This window comes from Mycobacterium intracellulare ATCC 13950 (genome assembly GCF_000277125.1).
Lineage (GTDB): Bacteria > Actinomycetota > Actinomycetes > Mycobacteriales > Mycobacteriaceae > Mycobacterium > Mycobacterium intracellulare.
Window position 1 is genome coordinate 2,522,298 of the sequence record NC_016946.1, and the last position, 22,231, is coordinate 2,544,528.

Consider the following 22,231-nt stretch of genomic DNA (forward strand, 5'->3'; position numbering starts at 1 on the left):
TCCCCGGCGTGCGCGCCGCGGCCGCGTCATCACGAGCGGGCGCGGCGCGGCTCTGGAACCCGCCCGCGCAAAACTTCGTCGATCGATACGCGCGGCTTGCTCACCGTCATGCTCGGACAACCAGTACGCTCGATTACGTGCAGCGACGAATCATGGGCATCGAGACCGAGTTCGGGGTCACCTGCACATTCCACGGCCATCGCCGGCTCAGCCCGGACGAGGTGGCCCGCTACCTGTTCCGGCGGGTCGTGTCGTGGGGGCGCAGCTCCAACGTCTTCCTGCGTAACGGCGCCCGCCTCTACCTCGACGTGGGCAGCCACCCCGAGTACGCCACCGCCGAGTGCGACAGCCTGGTGCAGCTGGTCACCCACGACCGCGCCGGGGAATGGGTGCTCGAAGACCTGCTCGTCGACGCCGAGCAGCGCCTCGCCGACGAGGGCATCGGCGGCGACATCTACCTGTTCAAGAACAACACCGATTCGGCGGGCAACTCCTACGGGTGCCACGAGAACTACCTGATCGTGCGGGCCGGCGAATTCTCCCGGATCTCCGACGTCCTGCTGCCGTTCCTGGTCACGCGCCAGTTGATCTGCGGGGCCGGCAAGGTGCTGCAGACCCCGAAGGCCGCGACGTTCTGCCTTTCCCAACGCGCCGAGCACATTTGGGAGGGCGTCTCGTCGGCCACCACCCGCAGCCGGCCGATCATCAACACCCGCGACGAGCCGCACGCCGACGCCGAGAAGTACCGGCGCCTGCACGTGATCGTCGGCGACTCCAACATGTGCGAAACCACCACCATGCTCAAGGTGGGCACCGCCGCGCTGGTGCTCGAGATGATCGAAGCGGGCGTGCCGTTCCGGGATTTCTCGCTGGACAACCCCATCCGCGCCATCCGCGAGGTCAGCCACGACATCACCGGCCGGCGGCCGGTGCGGCTGGCGGGCGGGCGTCAGGCCAGCGCCCTGGACATCCAGCGCGAGTATTACAGTCGCGCGGTCGAGCACCTGCAGACCCGCGAACCCAACGCCCAGATCGAGCAGATCGTCGACCTGTGGGGTCGCCAGCTCGACGCCGTCGAGAGCCAGGACTTCGCCAAGGTGGACACCGAGATCGACTGGGTGATCAAGCGCAAGCTGTTCCAGCGCTACCAGGACCGCTACAGCATGGAGCTGTCCGACCCGAAGATCGCCCAGCTCGACCTGGCCTACCACGACATCAAGCGCGGGCGCGGCGTCTTTGATCTGCTGCAGCGCAAGGGACTTGCGGCCCGCGTCACCACCGACGAGGACATCGCCGAGGCGGTCGACAATCCGCCGCAGACAACCCGGGCGCGGCTGCGTGGCGAGTTCATCAGCGCCGCCCAGGCCGCCGGCCGTGACTTCACCGTCGACTGGGTGCACCTCAAGCTCAACGACCAGGCGCAGCGGACCGTGCTGTGCAAGGACCCCTTCCGTGCGGTCGACGAGCGGGTCAAGCGGCTGATCGCCAGCATGTAGCCGCTCCGACGCGCGTGCGCGACGCGGTGCGTGGGTGGAAGCGCCGGGCGGCGACCATCGAATAATCTGGTGCCAATGGCGACGTCAAAAGTCGAACGGTTGGTGAACCTGGTCATCGCCCTGCTGTCCACCCGCGGGTACATCACGGCGGAAAAGATCAGGTCGAGTGTGGCGGGTTACTCGGAGAGCGCGAGCGCCGAGGCGTTCTCCCGCATGTTCGAGCGCGACAAGAACGAGCTGCGCGACCTCGGCATCCCGCTCGAGGTCGGCAGGGTGTCGGCGTGGGACCCCACCGAGGGCTACCGGATCAACCGCGACGCCTATTCGCTCGCGCCCGTCGACCTGACCCCGGACGAGGCGGCCGCGGTCGCCGTCGCGACCCAGCTGTGGGAGTCACCCGAGCTCATCACCGCCACCCAGGGGGCGCTGCTCAAACTGCGCGCCGCCGGCGTCGACGTCGATCCCGACGCGCCGGTCGCCATCGCGTCGCCGGTCGGAGTGCCGGGCCTGCGTGGCTCGGAGGATGTTCTCGGAATCCTGTTGTCGGCCATCGATTCCCGACGGGCGGTCCAGTTTCCGCACCGGCCGTCGCGGGCCGAGCCCTACGCCACCCGCACCGTTGAGCCCTGGGGCGTCGTCACCGAGAAGGGCCGCTGGTATCTGGTGGGCCACGACCGCGACCGCGACGCCACCCGGACTTTCCGGCTCTCCCGGATCGGTCCCGACGTCACGCCGATCGGCCCGGCGGGCGCGGTCACCGTGCCGGAAGGCATTGACCTGCGCCGGATCGTGGCCCAGACGGTCACCGACGTTGCAGCGACACCGGCCGGCGGGGTGGCCCAGGTATGGGTGGCCGCCGGGCGGGCCACCGCGCTGCGCCGGGCCGGCAGGCACGTCGGCGAACGGCGGCTGGGTGAGCGCGACGGCGAGGTGGTCGAGCTCGACATCCGATCCACCGACCAGCTCGCCCGTGACGTCGCCGGCTACGGCGCCGACGCCCTGGTGCTCGAGCCGCAATCGCTGCGCGACGACGTGCTGGCCCGGTTGCGGGCGCATGCGGGCGTGTCCGCATGACCGCCATCTCCACCCGCCTGGTCCGGCTGCTGAACATGGTCCCGTACTTCCAGGCCAACCCGCGGGTCACCCGGGCCAAGGCCGCCGCCGACCTCGGGGTCTCGGCCAAGCAACTCGAAGAGGACCTCAACCAGCTCTGGATGTGCGGCCTTCCCGGCTACTTCCCGGGCGACCTCATCGATTTCCAGTTCTCCGGGGACACCATCGAGGTGACGTTCTCCGCCGGCATCGACCGACCGCTCAAGCTCACCTCGCCGGAGGCCACCGGCCTGCTGGTGGCGCTGCGGGCGCTGGCCGACATCCCCGGCGTCGTCGACCCCGAAGCCGCGCGCAGTGCGATCGCCAAGATCGAGGACGCCGCGGGAGCCCTCGGCCACGACACCACACCCGCCGCGACGGCCGTCGACGAGCCCGCGCCGGCGGAAAGCCAGGCCGCCGCCGCGGTGCGCGCCGCCGTGCAGTCGCGGCACGCACTGGCCATCGACTACTACTCCGCCTCGCACGACACCCTCACCAGCCGGGTCGTCGATCCCATCCGGGTGCTGCTGATCGGCGGCCACAGCTACCTGGAGGCCTGGTCGCGGGAGGCCGAAGGGGTCCGGCTGTTCCGCTTCGACCGGATCGTGGAGGCCAGCGAACTCGACGAGCCCGCCGCGCCGCCCGAGCCGGCGCTGCATGCGCCCCCCGACACCTCGCTGTTCGACGGTGATCCCTCGCTGCCGTTCGCCAAGCTACGGGTCGCGCCCACGGCGTCCTGGATGTTCGAGTACTACCCGATGCGCGACGTGCGCGAGTTGCCCGACGGATCCTGCGAGGCGGTGATGACCTACGCCTCCGAGGACTGGATGACGCGGCTGGTGCTGGGCCTGGGGCCGGCCGTGCGGGTGCTGGCACCGGAGTCGCTGGCGCAGCGGGTGCGAGACGCCGCGGCCGCCGCGGTGGCGTCGTATGACGCCCTGAGCTCATAAAAGTCCAGGCAACGTGGCCCCTCGGCGCGGCGCGGGCCCACCGCCACGCGGCGCCGCTGCGGTAGCATCGGGTCAACGTCTGGAGGTAATCAAAGTGGGCAGTCTGAGTCCGTGGCACTGGGCGATCCTCGCGGTCGTGGTGATCTTGCTGTTTGGTGCCAAGAAGCTCCCCGACGCGGCGCGTTCGTTGGGCAAGTCGATGCGGATCTTCAAGTCCGAGATCCGGGAAATGCAGAGCGAGAACAAGCCGGAGAACTCGGCTTTGGGGACCCAAAGCGACGCCCCCGCGGCGAACCCCACGCCCGTGCAGTCGCAGCGGGTCGACCCTCCGGCGCCCAGCGAGCAGGGGCACAGCGAAGCACGCCCGGCGTAGCCGCCGTCATCGTCGCGGTGCCCGAGCGCCCCTGACCGAGCCCTAGACGAGCATCGTGAAATCACTCAAGGTTTCAGCGCGCACTTCTGGCCTGCTGAAGCGCCTCAACCCACGCAACAGACGCAGTCGCACCAACCCGGACGCGACCATGTCGCTGGTCGACCACCTCACCGAACTGCGCAGGCGGCTGCTGATTTCCCTGGCGGCCATCGTGCTGACCACGATTTTCGGGTTCGTCTGGTACTCGCACCCGATCTTCGGGCTGGAAAGCCTCGGCGAGTGGCTGCGTCATCCCTACTGCTCGCTGCCGCAGTCGGCGCGCGCGGACATCAGCGCCAACGGGCAATGCCGGCTGCTGGCCACCGCGCCGTTCGACCAGTTCATGCTGCGGCTCAAGGTGGGACTGACCGCCGGGGTGGTGCTGGCCTGCCCGGTCTGGTTCTACCAGCTGTGGGCGTTCATCACCCCAGGGCTCTACCAGAAGGAGCGCCGCTTCGCGATCGCGTTCGTGGTCCCGGCCGTGGTGCTGTTCGGTGCGGGCGCGGCGCTGGCCTACTTCGTGCTGTCCAAGGCCCTGGGCTTTTTGCTGACGGTCGGCAGCGACGTCCAGGTGACCGCCCTGTCCGGTGACCGCTATTTCGGGTTCCTGATCAATCTGCTGGTGGTGTTCGGCGTCAGCTTCGAATTCCCGCTGCTGATCGTCATGCTCAACACCGTCGGCCTGCTGACCTACCAGCGGCTCAAGTCGTGGCGGCGCGGATTGATCTTCGCGATGTTCGTGTTCGCGGCGGTATTCACACCAGGCTCCGATCCGTTTTCGATGACCGCACTCGGCTTGGCGCTGTCCGTCCTCCTCGAGTTCGCCATCCAGATCGCCCGCCTCCACGACAAGCGCAAGGCCAAACGCGAAGCCCAGACGGAGATCCCCGACGACGAAGCATCGGTCATCGATCGGCCCACCGCGATACCGGAGCCGTCGGTCACCGCCGGGCAACACGACGATGTCACCTGAACCGTCGGCGCCCCACGAGGTGGCGGAGCTGGTCGAACTCACCCGATTCGCCACGGATCTGCCCTTTGCGCTCGACGGCTTTCAGCATCGGGCGTGTGCGGCGCTCGAACGCGGCCACGGCGTGCTGGTCTGCGCGCCGACCGGCGCCGGCAAGACCGTCGTCGGGGAATTCGCGGTACACCTGGCGCTGGCGGCCGGTGGCAAGTGCTTCTACACCACGCCGCTCAAAGCGCTGAGCAACCAGAAGCACACCGACCTGACGGCGCGCTACGGCCGCGACCGCATCGGCCTGCTCACCGGGGACATGTCGGTAAACGCCGATGCGCCCGTCGTGGTCATGACGACCGAGGTGCTGCGCAACATGCTCTACGCGGATTCGCCTGCGCTGCGGGGCCTTTCCTACGTGGTAATGGACGAAGTGCACTTCCTGGCCGACCGGATGCGGGGCCCGGTGTGGGAAGAGGTGATCCTGCACCTTCCGGACGAGGTCCGCGTGGTCAGCCTGTCGGCGACGGTGAGCAACGCCGAGGAGTTCGGCGGCTGGATCCAGACCGTGCGCGGCGATACGACGGTCGTCGTCGACGAACACCGGCCGGTGCCGCTCTGGCAACACGTGTTGGTGGGCAAGCGACTTTTCGACCTCTTCGATTACCGGCATTCGGACGCCCCCGAGCAGCCGGGCGCCCCGCGCGAGCCCCGCGTCAACCCGGATCTGTTGCGGCACATCACCCATCGCCGTGAGGCGGATCGGATGTCGGATTGGCAGCCGCGGCGAAGTGCCGGACGCGGGCGTCCGCCGGCGCGGTCGGGCCGGCCCCGGCTCTACCGCACGCCGGCGCGTCCGGACGTGATCGCGAGCCTGGATGCCGAAGGGCTGCTGCCGGCGATCACGTTCGTGTTCTCGCGGGCCGGCTGTGACGCCGCCGTCCAGCAATGCCTGCGTTCCCCCCTGCAGCTGACCACCCAGGAAGAGCGGGCGCAGATCGCGGAGGTGATCGAGCATCGCTGCGGCGATCTCGCCGACGCCGACCTCGCCGTGCTCGGCTACTACGAGTGGCGCGAGGGGCTGCTGCGCGGTCTGGCCGCCCACCACGCCGGCATGTTGCCCGCCTTCCGGCACACGGTCGAAGAGCTGTTCACCGCCGGGCTGGTGCGGGCCGTGTTCGCCACCGAGACGTTGGCGCTGGGGATCAACATGCCTGCCCGCACCGTGGTGCTCGAGCGGCTGGTCAAGTTCAACGGCGAGCAGCACGTGGCGCTGACGCCGGGGGAGTACACGCAGTTGACCGGGCGCGCCGGCCGGCGCGGCATCGATGTCGAGGGCCACGCGGTGGTGCTCTGGAATCCCACCGAAGAAACCACCGAACCCTCCGCGGTGGCCGGGCTGGCCTCCACCCGCACCTTCCCGCTGCGCAGTTCGTTCGCCCCGTCGTACAACATGACGATCAACCTCGTGCAGCAGATGGGCCCCGAGCAAGCACATCGGTTGCTGGAGCAGTCATTTGCGCAGTATCAGGCCGACCGTTCCGTCGTCGGGCTGGTGCGCGGCATCGAGCGGGGCGACGCGATGCTGGGCGAGATCGCCGGCGAGCTGGGCGGCCCCAAGGCGCCGATCCTCGAATACGCCCGGATGCGCGCGCGCATCTCCGAGATGGAGCGCGCCCAGTCGCGTGCCTCGCGTCTACAACGCCGGCAGGCGGCCAGCGACGCGCTGGCCGCGCTGCGCCGGGGCGACATCATCAACATCACCCACGGCCGGCGCGGTGGGCTGGCCGTGGTGCTGGAATCCGCCCGCGACAGCTCCGACCCGCGGCCGCTGGTGCTCACCGAAAACCGTTGGGCGGGAAGGATTTCCTCGGCCGACTATTCGGGCATGTCGGCGCCGGTCGGGTCGATGCCCCTGCCGAAGCGGGTCGAGCACCGGCAGCCGCGCGTCCGCCGCGATCTGGCGTCGACGCTGCGGTCGGCCGCCGCCGGGCTGGCCATTCCGGCGAAGCGCCGCGGCCGCGGGGACGCCGACGGCGAATTTCATGACCCCGAGCTGGCGAAGCTGCGCGAACAGCTGCGCCGGCACCCGTCGCACAACACGCCCGGCCGGGAAGAACAGGTCCGGCAGGCCGAGCGCTATCTGCGGATCGAACGCGACAACGCGCAATTGGAGAAAAAGGTTGCGGCAGCGACCAATTCGCTGGCCCGGACCTTCGATCGAATCGTCGGGCTGCTCACCGAGCGTGGCTTCATCGAAGGCCGCGACGGCGATCCCCGCGTCACCGACGACGGGCGGCTGCTGGCGCGCATCTATAGCGAAAGCGATCTGCTGGTCGCCGAATGCCTGCGCACCGGCGCGTGGTCCGGTTTGAAGCCCGCCGAGCTGGCGGCGGTGGTCTCGTCGGTGCTGTACGAGAGCCGCGGCGGGGACGGGCCGGGCGCGGCGTTTGCCGCCGACGCCCCCACGCAGCCGCTACGCCAGGCGTTGCAGCAGACATCGCGGCTGTCGATGGCGTTGCGCGCCGACGAGCAGACGCACCGGATCGCCCCGAGCCGCGAACCCGACGACGGCTTCGTCAACGTCATCTACCGTTGGGCCCGGACGGGCGATCTGGCCGCGGCGCTGGCGGCGGCCGACCCGGCGGGCAGCGGCTCGCCCCTGCTGGCGGGCGATTTCGTGCGCTGGTGCCGGCAGGCGCTTGACCTGCTGGATCAGGTGCGCAACGCCGCCCCGGACGCCGAGGTTCGGGCCACCGCGAAGCGGGCCATCAACGACATTCGGCGCGGCGTCGTTGCAGTTGACGCCGGGTAGGCTAGGCCGGAGCTACCGTTAAACGCCGATAGTTCATGCCGAGACACAAGGGGCTGAGGAGAAAGATGAGCGGACCGCAGGGATCGGACCAGCAGTGGCAACCGCCCGGCCAAGGTCAAGGCAGCGACCACTCGTCGGACCCGACCCAGGTGGCGCCGTCCTGGCACGACCAGCAGACCCAGGAGGCCTCGTGGCAGGCGCCCGCCTACACGCCGCCGGCCGAATACCCGCAGTACCAGCAGCCGGCTGAACAGGCCTATCCGCAGCAGTACCCCCAGCAGCCGGGCTATGCCCAGCCCGGGCAGTACGGGCAGCCGGGTCAATACGCCCAGCCGGGTCAGTACGGGCAGCCGGGCCAGTACCCGCAGCCCGGCCAGTACGGGCAGCCGGGCCAATACCCACCGCCGGGTCAATACGGGCAGTACGGTCAATACGGCCAGCCGGGCCAGTACCCGCCGCAGTACCCGCCCTATGAGCAGCCCGGCAAGAAGCGACCGGTTGGGCTGATCGCCGGCGTGGGCGGCGGCATCGCGTTGCTGCTCGTCGTCGTCGTGCTGGTGCTGGGATTCTGGCAGCCGGGCTTCTTCGTCACCACAAAGCTCGACGTCAGCAAGGCGCAGGCCGGGGTTCAGCAGGTCCTCAGCGACGAAACGAACGGCTACGGCGCCAAGAACGTCAAGGACGTCAAGTGCAACCACGGGCAAAACCCGACCGTCAAGAAGGGCGCCACGTTCGACTGCGATGTCAGCATCGACGGCGCGCCGAAGCACGTGACGGTGACGTTCCAGGACAACAAGGGCACCTACGAGGTCGGCCGCCCGCAGTAGCGGACCCTCAGGTCGGCAGCGCGTCGAGCGCTTTCTGCAGGCGCGCGATCGACGATCCGACGCCCAGTTCGGTCGCCAGCTTGGCGGTTCGTTGCGGATCGGCCGCGACCAGCGGTAGTTCGTCGCCGGCCGTCGAAAACGTGACGTGCGCGTCGGTGGCCACCCGCACCACGTCGCCGGCCGCCTCGATGTAGTCCAGCGCGCCCAGCAGTTTCGCCCGCAGGCCCTTGGGCATCTTCGACTTCGGATCGTGGGCGGCGGCCAGGATCTGTTCCAGCGAGCCGTGCTGGGCCAGCAATGAGGCCGCGGTCTTCTCGCCGACGCCCGGAACGCCCGGTAGGCCGTCGGACGGGTCGCCGCGCAGCAACGCGAGTTCGGCGTAGGCGGGCCCGGCCCGCTCGACCGGCACGCCGTAGTGCTCGGCCACCTCGGCGGGCCCGAACAACGTGGCTTTGCTCAGCCCGCGGCCGAGGTAGAGCACCCGCACCGGGACCGGATCGTCCGACACCACCTGCATCAGGTCGCGGTCACCGCTGACCACCACGACCGGGTCGTCGCGTTCCCGCGCCGCCAACGTGCCCAGGACGTCGTCGGCCTCGAAACCCTCCGCGCCCGCCGTCGGAATCCCGAAGGCGTCAAGCAGTTCGGCGATCATGTCTATCTGGGGCGTCAGGTCGTCGGGGACCTCCTCGATGTCCGGTTCGCCCGGCGGCTCGGGCTCGGCCACGCGATGGGCCTTGTAGGACGGCACGAGGTCGACCCTGAACTGCGGCCGCCAATCCAGGTCCAGGCAGACCACCAGCCGGCTTGGTCGCTGTTGGGTGATCACGAAGGCGACGGAATCGATGAATCCGCGAACGGCGTTGACGGGCCGGCCGTCTGGCGCGGTGATCGAGGACGGGACCCCGAAATACGAACGGAACCACATGCTGGCGCCATCGAGCAGCACTAGTGGTCCCGGCATGCCGAATATGGTCTCACGCCCCCGCGGCCAACCCCCACCCCGTCGAACGTCGAGTTGTTGTCGGCCGGCCAACCCCACCCCGTCGAACGTCGACTTGTTGTCGGCCGGCCAACCCCCCACCCCGTCGAACGTCGAGTTGTTGTCGGCCCACGCGCGAAATCGGCGCAACAAGTCGACGTTCGGCGGGCGGGTTAGCCTGACTGCCATGGAGTCACACCGCTTCGACGCAGCCGTGTATGCCCGTCGATTGGCCGCGGCCGCCGCCGCGGCCGCCGATGCCGGTCTGGCCGGGCTGGTGATCACGCCGGGGTATGACCTGCGCTACCTGGTCGGGTCGCGCGCCCAGACCTTGGAGCGGCTCACCGCGCTGGTGTTGCCCGCGTCCGGTGATCCGACGGTAGTGGTGCCGCGGCTGGAGCTGGCCTCGCTCAAGGGGTCGGCCATCGCCGAACTCGGCCTGGCGGTGCGCGATTGGGTCGACGGTGACAATCCCTACGATCTAGTGGGCGCCGCGCTGGGTGGTGCCCCCGCCGCGACCGCCGTGACCGATGCGATGCCGGCGCTACATCTGCTCCCGCTGGCCGGTGTGCTCGGCGCCCTGCCGGTGCTGGCCACCGAGGTGTTGCGCATGCTGCGAATGGTCAAGGAGGAGTGCGAAGTCGACGCGTTGCGCAAAGCCGGTGCCGCCATCGATCGGGTGCACGCCCGGGTGCCGGAGTTTTTGGTGCCGGGCCGCACCGAGGCCGACGTCGCCGCCGACATCGCGGACGCCATTGTGGCCGAAGGGCATTCGGAGGTGGCGTTCATCATCGTCGGATCCGGGCCGCACGGCGCCGACCCGCACCACGGATATTCGGATCGCGAACTGCAGGCCGGTGACATCGTCGTCGTCGACATCGGCGGCACCTATGAACCCGGGTACAACTCCGACTCGACACGCACCTACAGCATCGGTGAGCCGAATCCAGAAGTGGCTGAACAGTATTCGGTGCTGCAGCGCGCCCAGCGCGCCGCTTATGAGGCGGTACGCCCGGGCGTGACGGCCGAGCAGGTCGACGCGGCCGCCCGCGATGTGCTGGCGGCCGAAGGACTCGCCGACTATTTCGTGCACCGTACCGGGCACGGCATCGGCTTGTCGGTGCACGAAGAGCCCTACATCGTCGCCGGAAACGACCTGCCGTTGACCGCGGGCATGGCGTTTTCCATCGAGCCGGGCATCTATTTCCCGGGCCGCTGGGGCGCGCGCATCGAGGACATCGTCGTTGTGACCGAGGACGGCGCCCTAGCCGTCAACAACCGGCCGCACGAACTGATCGTGGTCCCGGTCGGCTGACGCTGTGGATGAGTGAGTTGTGGCGGCGAAGCGATCGGCGCGCTACGCGCCCCGGTCCAAAAGATCCGACGACCCGAGCACCCGCTCCACCTGAACCTCGATGACCACGCGCCGCGGGTTGGGGCGCGGCGTGCGGTAGCGCTGGGCGTAGCGCAACTCGGCGTCGCGCACCGCGTCGGCGTCGCTGTTCACCTTGGACCGGCCCTCCAGCGACAGCCAGCGCGCGCCGTCGACCTGGCTCAGCACGGCCAGCCCGCCGCGATCGGCGTTGACCGCCTTCTGGGACCCGCCGGTGGTGATGACCCGCGCGATGTGCGTCCTGGGGTCGAAGGTGAACCCGACCGCCACCACGTGCGGCGAATTGTCGGCTCGCAACGTGGTGAGCATGGCCAGATGGCGTTCCGACAGAAACGCGAGGGCCTCGTCGGTGAGCCGGGTCGTGGTATTCGCCATCACCGCTCACGCTAGCGCAGGTAATAATCGCAGCCGTGGACGACACGGGCGCGGGTCCAGTACTAATCCTGGGCGGACGCAGCGAAATCGGGGTCGAGTTGGCGCGACGCCTGGCCCCCGGGGCGACGGTGGTGCTGGCCGCGCGCCGCGCCGATCAGCTCGCTGACCAGGTCAGCGCGCTCAAAGCGGCCGGCGCCGCCGCGGTCGACACCAGGGAATTCGACGCCGACGACCTGGCCTCGCACGCCGCCCTGGTCGCCTCGGTCGTCGCCGACCACGGGCCCATCGGCACCGCGGTGCTGGCCTTCGGAATCCTGGGCGACCAGGCTCGCGCCGAGACCGATGCCGCGCACGCGGTCGCCGTCGTGCACACCGATTACGTCGCCCAGGTCAGCATGCTCACCCACCTGGCGACCGCCATGCGCAACGCCGGCAAAGGCCGACTGGTGGTGTTCTCCTCGATCGCAGGTGCCCGGGTGCGGCGCGCCAACTACGTCTACGCCTCGGCCAAAGCCGGCCTTGACGGCTTCGCCAACGGTCTGGCCGACGCGCTGCACGGCACCGGGGTGCGGGTGCTGATCGCCCGCCCGGGATTCGTCATCGGGCGTATGACGGAAGGCATGACGCCCGCGCCCCTGCCCAGCACGCCCGCGCAGGTGGCCGCCGCGACCGCGCGGGCACTGGCGAAAGGCCGCCGCACCGTGTGGATCCCGTGGGCGCTAGGACCCGCGGCCGCCGTAATGCGATTGCTGCCCGCGTTCGTCTGGCGCAGGATGCCGCGATGATGCGCGCCCGCGGCGATGAGGGGTCGCGCTCGTGATCGTCGTGGTCGGTATCGGCGCCGACGGCATGGCCGGTCTCGCCGAAGCATCGCGAGCCGAATTACGAAGGGCCACAGTTATTTACGGCTCCCAGCGCCAACTTGACCTGCTCGACGACACGGTGCCCGCGCGCCGCCGGGAGTGGCCCTCGCCGATGCTGCCCGCCCTGGAAGCGCTGCCGGTGGACGACGACATCCACGTGGTGGCCAGCGGCGACCCGCTACTGCACGGCATCGGCGGCACACTGATCCGCCTGCACGGCCCCGAGAAGGTACGGGTGCTGCCGCACGTGTCCTCGGTGACGCTGGCGTGCGCGCGGATGGGCTGGAACGTCCACGACACCGAGGTGATCAGCCTCGTCACCGCGCAACCGCACACCGCGGTGCGCCGCGGCGGCCAGGCGATCGTGTTGTCGCAAGGCAGATCCACCCCCACCGAGCTGGCCGCCCTGCTCAACGCGCACGGCCGCGGTGATTCGCAGCTCACCGTGCTCGAAAGGCTCGGCGGCCCAGACGAACACCGCCGCGACGGCACCGCCCGCGACTGGGCCGGCGGCGCGCCCGGCCACGTCGACGACCTCAACGTGATCGCCGTGCGCTACCTGCCCGACGAACGCGTCTCCCCAATACCCGACGACGCATTCACCCACGACGGCCAGATCACCAAACAGGGCATCCGCGCGGTGACGCTGGCCGCCCTGGCGCCGCGGCCGGGGGAGCGGTTATGGGACGTCGGCGCGGCCTCGGGCAGCATCGGCGTCGAGTGGTGCCTCAGCGGACCGGGTTGCGGCGCAATAGCCTTCGAACGCGACGTACAACGCCGTCACAACCTCGAGCGCAATGCCGCGGCTTTCGGCGTCGGCATCGAGGTGCGCGGCGACGCCCCCGAGGCCTTTGACGGCGCCGCGCCGCCGTCGGCGATCTTCATCGGCGGCGGCCTGACCCAGCCCGGCCTGCTCGACGCCTGCCTCGACCACCTGCCCGCCGGCGGGCGGCTTGTCGCCAACGTGGTCACCACCGAATCGGAAGCCGCTGTCACACAGGCATATACGCGCCTCGGCGGTGAGCTGCGACGCTTCCAGCACTATCACGGCAAGGCCCTGGGCGCCTTCACGGGCTGGCAGCCGCACTACCCGGTCACCCAGTGGGTGATGACCAAATGACGGTATATTTCATCGGCGCCGGGCCGGGCGCCGCCGACCTGATCACCGTCCGCGGTCAACGGCTCCTCCAAACCTGCCCCGTGTGCCTGTACGCCGGGTCGATCATGCCCGACGACCTGCTGGCGCTCTGCCCGCAGGACGCGAAAATCGTTGACACGGGCCCGCTCACGCTGGAACAGATCATCGCCGAACTACGTGAGGCGCATGCCGCAGGACACGACGTGGCGCGGCTGCACTCCGGCGACCCGTCGCTGTACAGCGCGCTGGCCGAACAGTGCCGCCGGCTCGACGCGCTGGGCATCGACTACGAAATCGTGCCGGGCGTACCGGCTTTCGCCGCCGCTGCGGCCGCCCTGAAGCGCGAGCTCACCGTCCCCGGCGTCGCGCAGACGGTGACGCTGACCCGGGTGGCGACCCTGTCGACGGCGATGCCGCCCGGCGAAGACCTGGCGACGCTCGCCCGATCCGGCGCCACCCTGGTCCTGCATCTGGCGGCCGCCCAGATCGACGCCATCGTTCCGCAACTGCTCGACGGCGGCTACCGCTCCGAAACACCCGTCGCCGTCGTGGCTTTCGCGAGCTGGCCGCAGGAGACGGTGCTGCGCGGCACGCTTGCCGACATCGCCGCCCAGATGCACGAGGCCAACATCACCAAGACCGCGGTCATCCTCGTCGGCGACGCGCTGACCGCGGGGGAATTCACCGACAGCTATCTGTATTCGACCGGGCGGGCCCGGGGGAGCAGGCATTGATGCGAGTCCTGCTGCTCGGCGGCACCGGCGAGGCGCGCGCGCTGGCGAAAACCCTGCACCCCCGCGTCGACGTCATCAGCTCCCTGGCGGGCCGGGTGCCGGACCCGGCGCTGCCCGTCGGCCCCGTGCGCATCGGCGGCTTCGGCGGCGTGGACGGCCTGCGGCGCTGGCTGCGCGACGAGGGCATCGACGCCGTCGTCGACGCCACCCACCCGTTCGCGGCCACCATGACGGCGCACGCCGCCACCGCATGCGGCCAATTGCGGATACCTCATCTGATCCTGGCGCGCCCGGCCTGGGATCCCGGCGAGGCACTTGTCGTCGGGTCGGACAGGCATGCGGCGCAAACGGTTGCCCGGCAGGGCTATTCACGCATCTTCCTCACCACCGGTCGCTCCGGCGTCCACGCCTTCGCCGGCAGCGACGCGTGGTTTTTGATCCGGGCGGTCACCGAACCCGACAGCGCCTCGCTGCCGCGCCATCACCGGCTGGTGCTCTCGCGTGGCCCGTACCGCTACGACGAGGAAGTCGCGCTGTTGCGCGAGCACCGCATCGACGCGCTCGTCACCAAGAACAGCGGCGGGCAGATGACGCGGGCCAAACTGGATGCCGCCGCTGCGCTCGAGGTGCCGGTGGTGATGGTGGCGCGCCCGCCGCTACCGGAGGGCGTCACCACCGTCGGCACCGTGGCCGACGCCGCGGAATGGGTTGGCGCGCTAGCCGGTTAGGTCGCTGCGCTCGCCGTCGGCCAGCAGCGCATCGCGGGCGCGCGCGACCCGGGAGCGGATGGTGCCCACCGGGCAACCGCACACCGCGGCGGCGTCGGCGTAAGGCAGCCCGAGCAACTGGGTGAGCAAAAGCGCTTCCCGCTGTTCGGGATTGAGGCCGGCGATCATCGTCGTAACCTCAACGAGGTCTTCGAACCCGCGGGCGTTGCGGTCGCCGCGCACCACGTGTTCGGGATCGGCGCCCAGCGCGGCACGCGGCCGCGACTGCAGCTGGCGGATGTGATCGGCCACGACCCGGCGCGCGATGGACAGCAGCCACGTCCGGGCGCTCGAGCGTCCGGAGAACCGCTCGATGGCGCCGATGGCGCGCAGGAAAGTCTCTTGGGCCAGATCGTCGGCGTTGCCGGCATCGGAGAGGTAGGCGACGAACCGCCACACGTCTTGCTGGGTGGCTTTGATGAACGCCTCGAGCGCTCGCGCGTTCCCGCGCGCGGCGGACAAAGCGAGCTCGGTTACCGCCTCGTCGTCGCTCGGCGCGATCATGCTCAACCACCTTAGTTGCGCGGGTTTTCCGATCCTACGACGGGTCGTCGTAGAGGGCGCGGCGTGGTCGGGGGCGGCGTGGTTGATCGGCCGCAGGTGCCCGCGCCGCCGACCGCTCGACGGGCCGGCCGCCGAGGCGGGATAGTCGGCGTCGACCGCGCCATCCGAGCCGTGCCGCCGGTGCGAGCCCACGCGCTCGCGCGCCACCAACAACGCGAATGCCAGGCCCAACAACAGCGGCATGTGGCTGGCGATCCGGGTGGCCGTGACCTGTCCGTCGAAGGCGTCGACAATCACATAACCAAGCAGCGCAACGGAATACACGCCGGTGATCGCCGCCACGCCCGACGCGGAGGCGGGCCAGACGCCGGCGGCGACCATCGCCAGGCCCAACGCCAACAACCACGCCGTCGACTCGTGCATCAGGTGCTCGCCCGACATCGCGCCGTGCATGTGACCGGACACCATGCCGAAATCGACGCCACTGATCTGGGCCGCGGCGATCGCCACCTGGAACAGGCCCACCGCGATCAAACCCCAGCGCCGGTAGTGCGACCGCAACCAGCGCATCCACCTCGGGTGTCCGGAGGCTTGGTCGTCGATGCTGGCCATGATCTTGTCGACCAGGTCGGGTCCCTCGCCGGGCGCCACCGAGGCGAACCGACGGGTCTGCGCCGCCGCCCCGATAAGCCAGGAACGGCAACTGCGGCACGATTCAAGGTGGGCGTCGACCTGTTGCGCGAGCACCTGGGGTCGCTCGCCATCCAATCGAGCCGACAGCGCTTCACGCGCAACGTCACACCGCATCCCTGCATCGTTGCAGCACGACCGTTCGCGCGCAAAGAAGCCCGGCTTTTTGGCACCCGGACGAAATGGCGGGGAACTAAACCGCCGCCGCAACCGACCTCTGGTCGTACGCATCGCCAGCCCATCCACGAGATTCCGAAGAGGTATTCGTGTTCTTGCCTGAAGGCCCTAGACGATGACCGCCCCGATCTTTGCCGCGTTTCCGCCCGAAGTGCACTCGACCTTGCTCAGCAGCGGCCCCGGCCCCGCCCCGCTGCTGGCCGCGGCGACGGCATGGTCGTCGATGAGCACCGACTACGCCACCGCCGCGGCCGAGCTCAGCGGGTTGCTCGGCGCCGTGCAGGCCGGCGCGTGGGACGGGCCCAGCGCCGACCAGTACGTGGCCGCGCACGTCCCCTACCAGGCCTGGCTGGTGGAGAGCGCGGCCAAGAGCGCAACCGCGGCCAGCCTGCACGAGACCGCGGCCACCGCCTACACCGCCGCGTTAGCCGCCATGCCCACGATGGGCGAACTCACGGCAAACCACGCGGTGCACGGGGCGCTGGTCGCCACGAACTTCTTCGGCATCAACACCATCCCGATCGCCGTCAACGAAGCTGATTACGCGCGCATGTGGGTGCAGGCCGCGACGACGATGACCACCTATCAGGCCGTCAGCGAATCCGCGCTGGCCGCGGTCCCGCCGACCACCCCCGCGCCGCCGATCGTCGTCCCGGGCGCCGAGGCGGGGACCGCCGGCGCCGCGGCGATGCAAGCGGCCGCCGTGGCGCCGGCGACGGATTCCGGCTCCAACCTCAACAACGCCGACACCTCGAGCGCCCAGCAGCAGGCCACCACCACGACGCAGTACCCGTCCTGGATGGATCAGCTGACCAAGTGGCTGCAGCAGTACACCCAGAATTTCGCGTGGCCGGTGTCCAAGGACCTCAACCCCGGTGGGTGGCCGTTCCCGCCGGTGCCGTGGGTCAACAGTCTCGCCTCGTTCTTCGGGCAGCTGGGACTGTCCCCGGCGCTGTCGACGGCGCTGGGTTGGGCCATCTTCCACACCTTGATGATCTTCTGGCCGTTCATCCAGCTGGCGATCCAGATGGCCGTGGTGCTGGCGCCGGTCGTCGTTGCCGCCATCGGTGCGGCCGCGGCCGGTGGGGCGGCTGCGGCGGTCACCGCGATCAGCGTCGGGATCCCGCTCGCGTCTGCCCCGCCCCTGCCGGCCGTCGCGGCGGCGCCCGCACCGTTGGTTGCTCCGGCGCCGACGATTGCCACTGCGCCCGCTAGTGTCAGCCACGTGTCGGCACCGTCCACCGCCCCCGCGACGACGGTCGCCGGGTCGGCCGGCGGCGGACCGGTCGGTGGCGGACCCGGGGTGGGCTTCGGTCCGACGGCGACCGACGGAATCGGCGCGGGCCTCTCCAACGCCCTGTATGCGGTGGGGTTGTCGGGACTGTCGGCGCGCGGCAGCGCGAGCAGCCGGTCACGGCGCAAGTCGGAGGAGCCGTCGTCGGACGACGTCGAGGCGCCCGCGGGTGCGGCCGCGGCCGCCGCGGCCAAGAAGAAGGCCCGGGCCCGTCGGCGCCGCGGCGGAACCGCCACCGAACGCGCCTACCGCTACGAATTCATGGACCTGGACCAGGATGGGGACCCGGGCGTCGATAGCGGGGACCCATTCGCCGCACGGCCCTCCGAGGACAGTGCGGGGCCGCTCGGATTCGCCGGTGCCGCAGCCAAACCCGACGCGGCCCGGGCCGCCGGATTGGCGACGCTGACCCGCGACGGGTTCAGCGACGGCCCCAGCGTGCCGATGATGCCGAGCACCTGGGACCGCGACTAGCTCTACGACGATGCAGCGCGCGTAGCGGGGTGCGGAGGAGTAGGGCAATCGGACTGAGCTCTACGACGATGCAGCCCGCGTGGCGGGGTGCGGAGGAGTAGGGCAATCAGACTGAGCCCTACGGCTGATAGCGCCGGGGAGTGAAGACCCGGTCCTCGGCGGAATCGGCTGAGTACCACTGCGTTTGCGATGACCCGACGATCAGCAGGCAGCGCATGTCGATCTCGGCCGGGTTGAGATCGGCCAGCCGGACGACGCGGACGTCTTCGTCGTCGCCCGACACGTTGCGGCCGATCACCACCGGCGTGCCCGGCTCGCGGTGGGCGAGCAGAATGTCACGCATCGCCCCGACCTGCAATGTCCGCGTCTTCGACGCCGGGTTGTAGATCGCCAGCACCAGGTCGGCGGCCGCGGCGGCCTCAAGCCGCGCGGAGATCACCTCCCACGGCTTGAGCCGATCGGACAGCGAGATCACCGCGTAGTCGTGGCCCAGGGGCGCGCCGACCCGGCTGGCCACCGCCTGGGCCGCAGTCATCGCCGGGATCACCCGGATCTGCACGCCCGGCCATTGTTTGGCCTCTTCCAGCACCGCGGTCGCCATCGCGAAGACACCCGGGTCGCCCGACGACACCACCGCCACGGCCCGGCCCTGCTCGGCCAGCGCGCAGGCCAGCCGCGCGCGCTCGGGCTCGTCACGATTGTCGCTGGGGTGCCGCTGCTGGCCCTCGTGCACCGGGACGCGATCCAGGTAACCGCCGTAGCCGATCAGGTCGGTCGCCGCGGCCAGCTCCCGCCGGCTCTGCGGCGTCATCCAGTCCGCATCGCCGGGGCCCAGGCCCACCACCGCGACGCTGCCCGTCGCCTGCCCCTCGGGGGCGCGCCGGTGCAGCCGGCGGCCGCCCGGCAGCATGGCCAGCGAGAAGTACGGCACGCTGGTCTCGTCGACCTCCGCGGCGGGCAGGATGCGCTGACCGGCGCTGCTGGCGCGTTCGACGTAGAACGTGTCGTCAAGCTGCCCTGACGCCGAAAGCGCTTCCCGCACAGCGTGGTACGAGCGTCCCAACTTGAGGACCACGGCGGCGTCGGCGTCGGCGAGCCGGCGGGTCAGTTCGGCCACCGGCAACGTGCCCGGCAGCACCGACAGCACCTCGTCGCCGGCCACCAGCGGCGTGGCGATGGCCGCCGACGCGGCGCTTACCGACGTCACGCCCGGAACGATGACCGCGTCGAATCGCTCGGTCAGCCGCGTGTGCAGATGCATGTAGGAGCTGTAGAACAGCGGGTCGCCCTCGGCCAGCAGGGCCACGTTGCGCCCGGCGTCCAGGTGGGCGGCGATGCGTTCGGTGGCCTCGGCGTAGAAGTCCTCGAGCGCGCCGGCATAGCCGCCCGGGTGGTCGGTCACCTCGGTCGTCACCGGGTAGACCAGGTGCTCCTCGATCTGGCCGGGCCGCAGATACCGTTCGGCGATGCCGCGCGCGATGCTGCGGCCGTGCCGGGCGCTGTGATAGGCGACCACGTCGGCCTCGCCGATCACCCGCGCGGCCTTGACGGTCACCAGTTCCGGGTCGCCAGGCCCCAGCCCGACGCCCCACAGCGTCCCCCGGGCGGTCATTCGGCGTCGCTCGCGATCGCGTTGACGGCCGCGGCGGCCATGGCGCTGCCGCCCCGGCGGCCCTGCACCACCAGATACGACATTCCGCGCGGACGGTCGACGAGCTCCTGCTTGGACTGCGCCGACCCGACGAATCCCACCGGCCCACCGAGCACGCCGGCCGGCGGCGCAAGCCCCTCGTCGATCAATTCGAGCAGCCGGAACAGGGCCGTCGGTGCGTTGCCGATGGCCAGCACGGCGCCGTCGAGCCGCTCGGCCCACAGCTCGACCCCGGCCGCCGAACGGGTGGTCTGCCGGCGCGCGGCCAGCTCGGCCGCCCGCGGGTCGGCCACCAGCGACACAACCTCGTTGCCGGCGGGCAGCCGTGCGGTGGTGATCCCCGCGGCCACCATCGACGAGTCGCACAACACCGGGGCGCCGCCGCGCAGGGCCGCGCCGACGCGCTCGACGACGTCGTCGGTGAACGCGACGTGCTCGGCGACGTCGACCTGGCCACACGTGTGGATCAACCGGACGACGACGCGGGCCACGTCGGCGGGGAATCGGGCCAGGTCGGCCTCGGCGCGAATGGTCGCGAACGACTGGCGATAGATCTCCGCGGCATCGCGGATGTAGTCGAGCACCCGCTCACCCTAAGGCTTGTCAGGTTCGCAGCATCCGGTATCCGTCGCCGGTGGCGACCAGCACCTGACCGGCCGGCGGGCTGCCGCAGGCGCGCTCGCAGCCCACGAAGTGCCGGTGCTGCGTGACGTCGGCGTCCAACGCCTGGGCGGCGTCGGCCCGCACGTCGGCGGCCGAGTGCGCACACCCGGGGCTGCCCGTGCAGGCGCTCACGGTCAGCCAGGGGGAGTTCTCGTCGAACACCAGCCCCAACGGTGCCAGCACGCGCAGCGCGGTGTCGGCGACGGATTCCTGCAGATCGCACACCAGCACCGAGCGCCACGGGGTGATCACCAGCGGCGCCTCGATCGCGGCCAGGTACTCCGCGACCCGCGCGGGCAGCACACCCAGCGGCACCGCGGCCCCCAGCGTCACCCGGCCGTCATCCTGACCGATCCAGCCCACCGGCGCCTTGGTGACGACGGGAAAAGGTGTCCCACCCGGCTCGGCGTCGGGTAGTAGCCGACGGAGGTCAGCCAATTCCTGGACGCGCCAGGCGGTTTCGCGGATCTCGACGAAGCGCGTCGCGAGAGCGACGAGCGTCTCCACCACCTCACCGGGGGCCAGCCGCACGCCGGTGTCACGTCCGGCGAGCAGCAGCGCGCAACCGTCGGGCGACGCATGCACGCCGATGTCGGCGCGCAGACCGGACACGTCGGCCCGCCCGTCGTCGAGGCTGAACCAGAACCGGCCGCCCAGGTCCGCGAGGCGTGGCGCCGCGCAGGTCGCGGCGTCCAGGTCGCCGACCCAGCCGCGCACGTCGACGTCGCCCCCGGCCCGCCCCGACAGCGGCGACGCGACGATGTTGCGGACGCGCTCATGCGTCGTCGACGGCAACAGGCCTGCGGCCGCCAGCGTCTCGGCCACCGCGGTGACGTCGGTCAGCCCGCGCAACTGCACGTTGCCCCGCGCGGTGAGTTCGAGCGTTCCCGACCCTGACTGCGTGGCGGCGGCGCTCAACGCCGCCAGCTGCGCGGCCGTGAGCATGCCCCCGGGTAACCGCACCCGCGCCAAAGCGCCGTCGGCGGCCTGGTGCACCTGCAGCGCACCCGGGCAAGCGTCGGTGTCACGCGTCCTGGCCACCCGTCCACGGTACGGCCCCCGGCTGAACACGGCGGCCGACATTGGCTTCAGACAGACGTAAACCCTTACCCACGGCAACGGTCGCGCCCTACCGTCGGCACGGTGAGCATTGCCACCGCGCTCGACGCTGCGCCGAAACAGCCCAGGAGCGCCCAAACCGGCGCACCTGGCGGGTTATGGGCGCGCCGCAAATGGGAAATCGTGCGCATCGCTTCCCCGCTGGCGTTGCTGGCCCTGTGGCAGCTGGGCAGCGCGGTCGGTGTCATCCCGCAAGATGTGCTGCCCGCGCCGTCGCTGATCGTCGAGGCCGGAGTCGAGTTGATCCGTGACGGCCAGCTCGCCGCCGCGCTGCAGGTCTCCTCCGTCCGGGTTGTCGAGGGGCTGGTCCTGGGTGGGGTGATCGGGGTCGGCGCGGGCGCGGCGGTCGGACTGTCCCGTTGGCTCGAAGCCACCGTGGACCCGCCCATGCAGATGATCCGCGCGCTGCCGCACCTGGGCCTGATCCCCCTGTTCATCCTGTGGTTCGGGATCGGCGAGCTGCCCAAGGTCCTGCTGGTGGCGCTGGGGGTGGTCTTCCCGCTCTACCTGAACACCTTCTCGGCGATCCGCCAGGTCGATCCCAAAATGGTAGAAACCGCTCAGGTGCTGGGCTTTTCGTTCGCGCAGCGGTTCACCCGCATTCTCGTGCCCAGCGCGGCGCCGCAAGTGCTCGTCGGGTTTCGGCAGTCGCTGGCGATCGCGTGGCTGACCTTGATCGTCGCCGAGCAGATCAACGCCGACAAGGGAATTGGCTTCCTGATCAACAACGCCCGAGATTTTCTGCGGATCGACATCATCATCTTCGGACTGACCATCTATGCGCTGCTGGGCATCGTCACCGACGCGATCGTCCGCCTCATCGAGCGCCGCGCCCTGCGCTACCGACACTGAAAGGT

20 protein-coding genes and 1 pseudogene are annotated in these 22,231 nt (G+C 70.3%); 14 read left to right on the forward strand and 7 right to left on the reverse strand.

The genetic code is table 11. The annotated features are described in order from the left end of the window. The first annotated feature begins 137 nt into the window (after positions 1-137). The 7 genes from pafA to OCU_RS36700 all read left to right on the forward strand — a co-directional run bounded on the left by pafA (position 138) and on the right by OCU_RS36700 (position 8,550). Complete coding sequence (gene pafA, locus OCU_RS36670; protein ID WP_008256314.1) at positions 138-1,496, forward strand: Pup--protein ligase; 1,359 nt, start codon at positions 138-140, stop codon at positions 1,494-1,496. A 75-nt stretch (positions 1,497-1,571) separates the two neighbouring features. Then, positions 1,572-2,570 (forward strand): helix-turn-helix transcriptional regulator, encoded by a 999-nt coding sequence (locus tag OCU_RS36675; RefSeq protein ID WP_009953373.1) that lies wholly within the window; start codon positions 1,572-1,574, stop codon positions 2,568-2,570. After that, the gene (locus OCU_RS36680) at positions 2,567-3,538 is read left to right on the forward strand and encodes a helix-turn-helix transcriptional regulator (RefSeq protein WP_009953371.1); all 972 of its coding nucleotides are present in this window, start codon (positions 2,567-2,569) and stop codon (positions 3,536-3,538) included. Before OCU_RS36675 ends, OCU_RS36680 begins: the two co-directional genes overlap by 4 nt. A 94-nt stretch (positions 3,539-3,632) precedes the next feature. Then, complete coding sequence (tatA, locus tag OCU_RS36685; protein ID WP_009953370.1) at positions 3,633-3,911, forward strand: Sec-independent protein translocase subunit TatA; 279 nt, start codon at positions 3,633-3,635, stop codon at positions 3,909-3,911. A 55-nt stretch (positions 3,912-3,966) separates the two neighbouring features. Next, complete coding sequence (gene tatC, locus OCU_RS36690; RefSeq protein WP_008256322.1) at positions 3,967-4,923, forward strand: twin-arginine translocase subunit TatC; 957 nt, start codon at positions 3,967-3,969, stop codon at positions 4,921-4,923. Between the two features lie 19 nt (positions 4,924-4,942). Beyond that, on the forward strand, positions 4,943-7,723 hold the full coding sequence (locus tag OCU_RS36695) for a DEAD/DEAH box helicase (protein ID WP_009953367.1): 2,781 nt from the start codon (positions 4,943-4,945) through the stop codon (positions 7,721-7,723). A 65-nt stretch (positions 7,724-7,788) separates the two neighbouring features. Further along, positions 7,789-8,550, forward strand: coding sequence for a DUF4333 domain-containing protein (locus OCU_RS36700; protein ID WP_009953366.1), 762 nt, complete (start codon positions 7,789-7,791; stop codon positions 8,548-8,550). A 7-nt stretch (positions 8,551-8,557) separates the two neighbouring features. On the opposite strand, the gene OCU_RS36705 is transcribed toward OCU_RS36700, so the two are convergent. Next, on the reverse strand, positions 8,558-9,514 hold the full coding sequence (locus tag OCU_RS36705; protein ID WP_009953362.1) for a 5'-3' exonuclease: 957 nt from the start codon (positions 9,512-9,514) through the stop codon (positions 8,558-8,560). Positions 9,515-9,719: 205 nt separating this feature from the next. On the opposite strand from OCU_RS36705, the gene OCU_RS36710 reads away from it, so the two are divergent. Beyond that, positions 9,720-10,847, forward strand: coding sequence for a M24 family metallopeptidase (locus OCU_RS36710; protein WP_009953361.1), 1,128 nt, complete (start codon positions 9,720-9,722; stop codon positions 10,845-10,847). A 42-nt stretch (positions 10,848-10,889) separates the two neighbouring features. Here the strand turns inward: OCU_RS36710 and OCU_RS36715 are convergent, their stop codons facing one another. After that, the gene (locus OCU_RS36715; protein WP_008256343.1) at positions 10,890-11,300 is read right to left on the reverse strand and encodes a F420-dependent biliverdin reductase; all 411 of its coding nucleotides are present in this window, start codon (positions 11,298-11,300) and stop codon (positions 10,890-10,892) included. A 35-nt stretch (positions 11,301-11,335) separates the two neighbouring features. Between OCU_RS36715 and OCU_RS36720 the strand changes: the two genes are divergently transcribed. From OCU_RS36720 to OCU_RS36735, 4 genes are read left to right on the forward strand one after another with little or no spacing between them, the layout of a single operon-like run. Next, positions 11,336-12,085 carry an SDR family NAD(P)-dependent oxidoreductase gene (locus OCU_RS36720; protein WP_014380039.1) on the forward strand — a complete coding sequence of 250 codons (750 nt, stop codon included), beginning with the start codon at positions 11,336-11,338 and terminating at the stop codon, positions 12,083-12,085. 31 nt (positions 12,086-12,116) lie between these two features. Further along, positions 12,117-13,283, forward strand: coding sequence for a bifunctional cobalt-precorrin-7 (C(5))-methyltransferase/cobalt-precorrin-6B (C(15))-methyltransferase (locus OCU_RS36725; RefSeq protein WP_014380040.1), 1,167 nt, complete (start codon positions 12,117-12,119; stop codon positions 13,281-13,283). Then, positions 13,280-14,035, forward strand: coding sequence for a precorrin-4 C(11)-methyltransferase (gene cobM, locus OCU_RS36730; protein ID WP_009953356.1), 756 nt, complete (start codon positions 13,280-13,282; stop codon positions 14,033-14,035). Before OCU_RS36725 ends, cobM begins: the two co-directional genes overlap by 4 nt. Then, positions 14,035-14,763: a cobalt-precorrin-6A reductase gene (locus OCU_RS36735; RefSeq protein ID WP_009953355.1), complete on the forward strand. Its 729-nt coding sequence runs from the start codon at positions 14,035-14,037 to the stop codon at positions 14,761-14,763. Before cobM ends, OCU_RS36735 begins: the two co-directional genes overlap by 1 nt. Here OCU_RS36735 and sigC read toward each other — a convergent pair. Further along, complete coding sequence (gene sigC, locus OCU_RS51675; protein ID WP_225324108.1) at positions 14,752-15,306, reverse strand: RNA polymerase sigma factor SigC; 555 nt, start codon at positions 15,304-15,306, stop codon at positions 14,752-14,754. The genes OCU_RS36735 and sigC overlap by 12 nt on opposite strands. A gap of 162 nt (positions 15,307-15,468) precedes the next feature. Further along, positions 15,469-16,227, reverse strand: a pseudogene (locus tag OCU_RS51830) (DUF2275 domain-containing protein); the annotation flags it as partial. A 61-nt stretch (positions 16,228-16,288) separates the two neighbouring features. On the opposite strand from OCU_RS51830, the gene OCU_RS36745 reads away from it, so the two are divergent. Further along, complete coding sequence (locus OCU_RS36745) at positions 16,289-17,941, forward strand: PPE domain-containing protein (protein ID WP_009953353.1); 1,653 nt, start codon at positions 16,289-16,291, stop codon at positions 17,939-17,941. Between the two features lie 118 nt (positions 17,942-18,059). Here the strand turns inward: OCU_RS36745 and OCU_RS36750 are convergent, their stop codons facing one another. The 3 genes from OCU_RS36750 to cobG are packed head-to-tail and all read right to left on the reverse strand — an operon-like array spanning position 18,060 to position 21,296. After that, entirely contained in the window at positions 18,060-19,553 is a 1,494-nt protein-coding gene (locus tag OCU_RS36750; protein ID WP_014380042.1) for a precorrin-2 C(20)-methyltransferase, read from the reverse strand. After that, positions 19,550-20,176 (reverse strand): precorrin-8X methylmutase, encoded by a 627-nt coding sequence (locus tag OCU_RS36755; RefSeq protein WP_008256356.1) that lies wholly within the window; start codon positions 20,174-20,176, stop codon positions 19,550-19,552. Before OCU_RS36755 ends, OCU_RS36750 begins: the two co-directional genes overlap by 4 nt. Before the next feature lie 19 nt (positions 20,177-20,195). Beyond that, entirely contained in the window at positions 20,196-21,296 is a 1,101-nt protein-coding gene (gene cobG, locus OCU_RS36760; protein ID WP_014380043.1) for a precorrin-3B synthase, read from the reverse strand. Positions 21,297-21,398: 102 nt separating this feature from the next. On the opposite strand from cobG, the gene OCU_RS36765 reads away from it, so the two are divergent. Beyond that, positions 21,399-22,226 carry an ABC transporter permease gene (locus OCU_RS36765; RefSeq protein WP_014382470.1) on the forward strand — a complete coding sequence of 276 codons (828 nt, stop codon included), beginning with the start codon at positions 21,399-21,401 and terminating at the stop codon, positions 22,224-22,226. Positions 22,227-22,231: the final 5 nt, after the last annotated feature.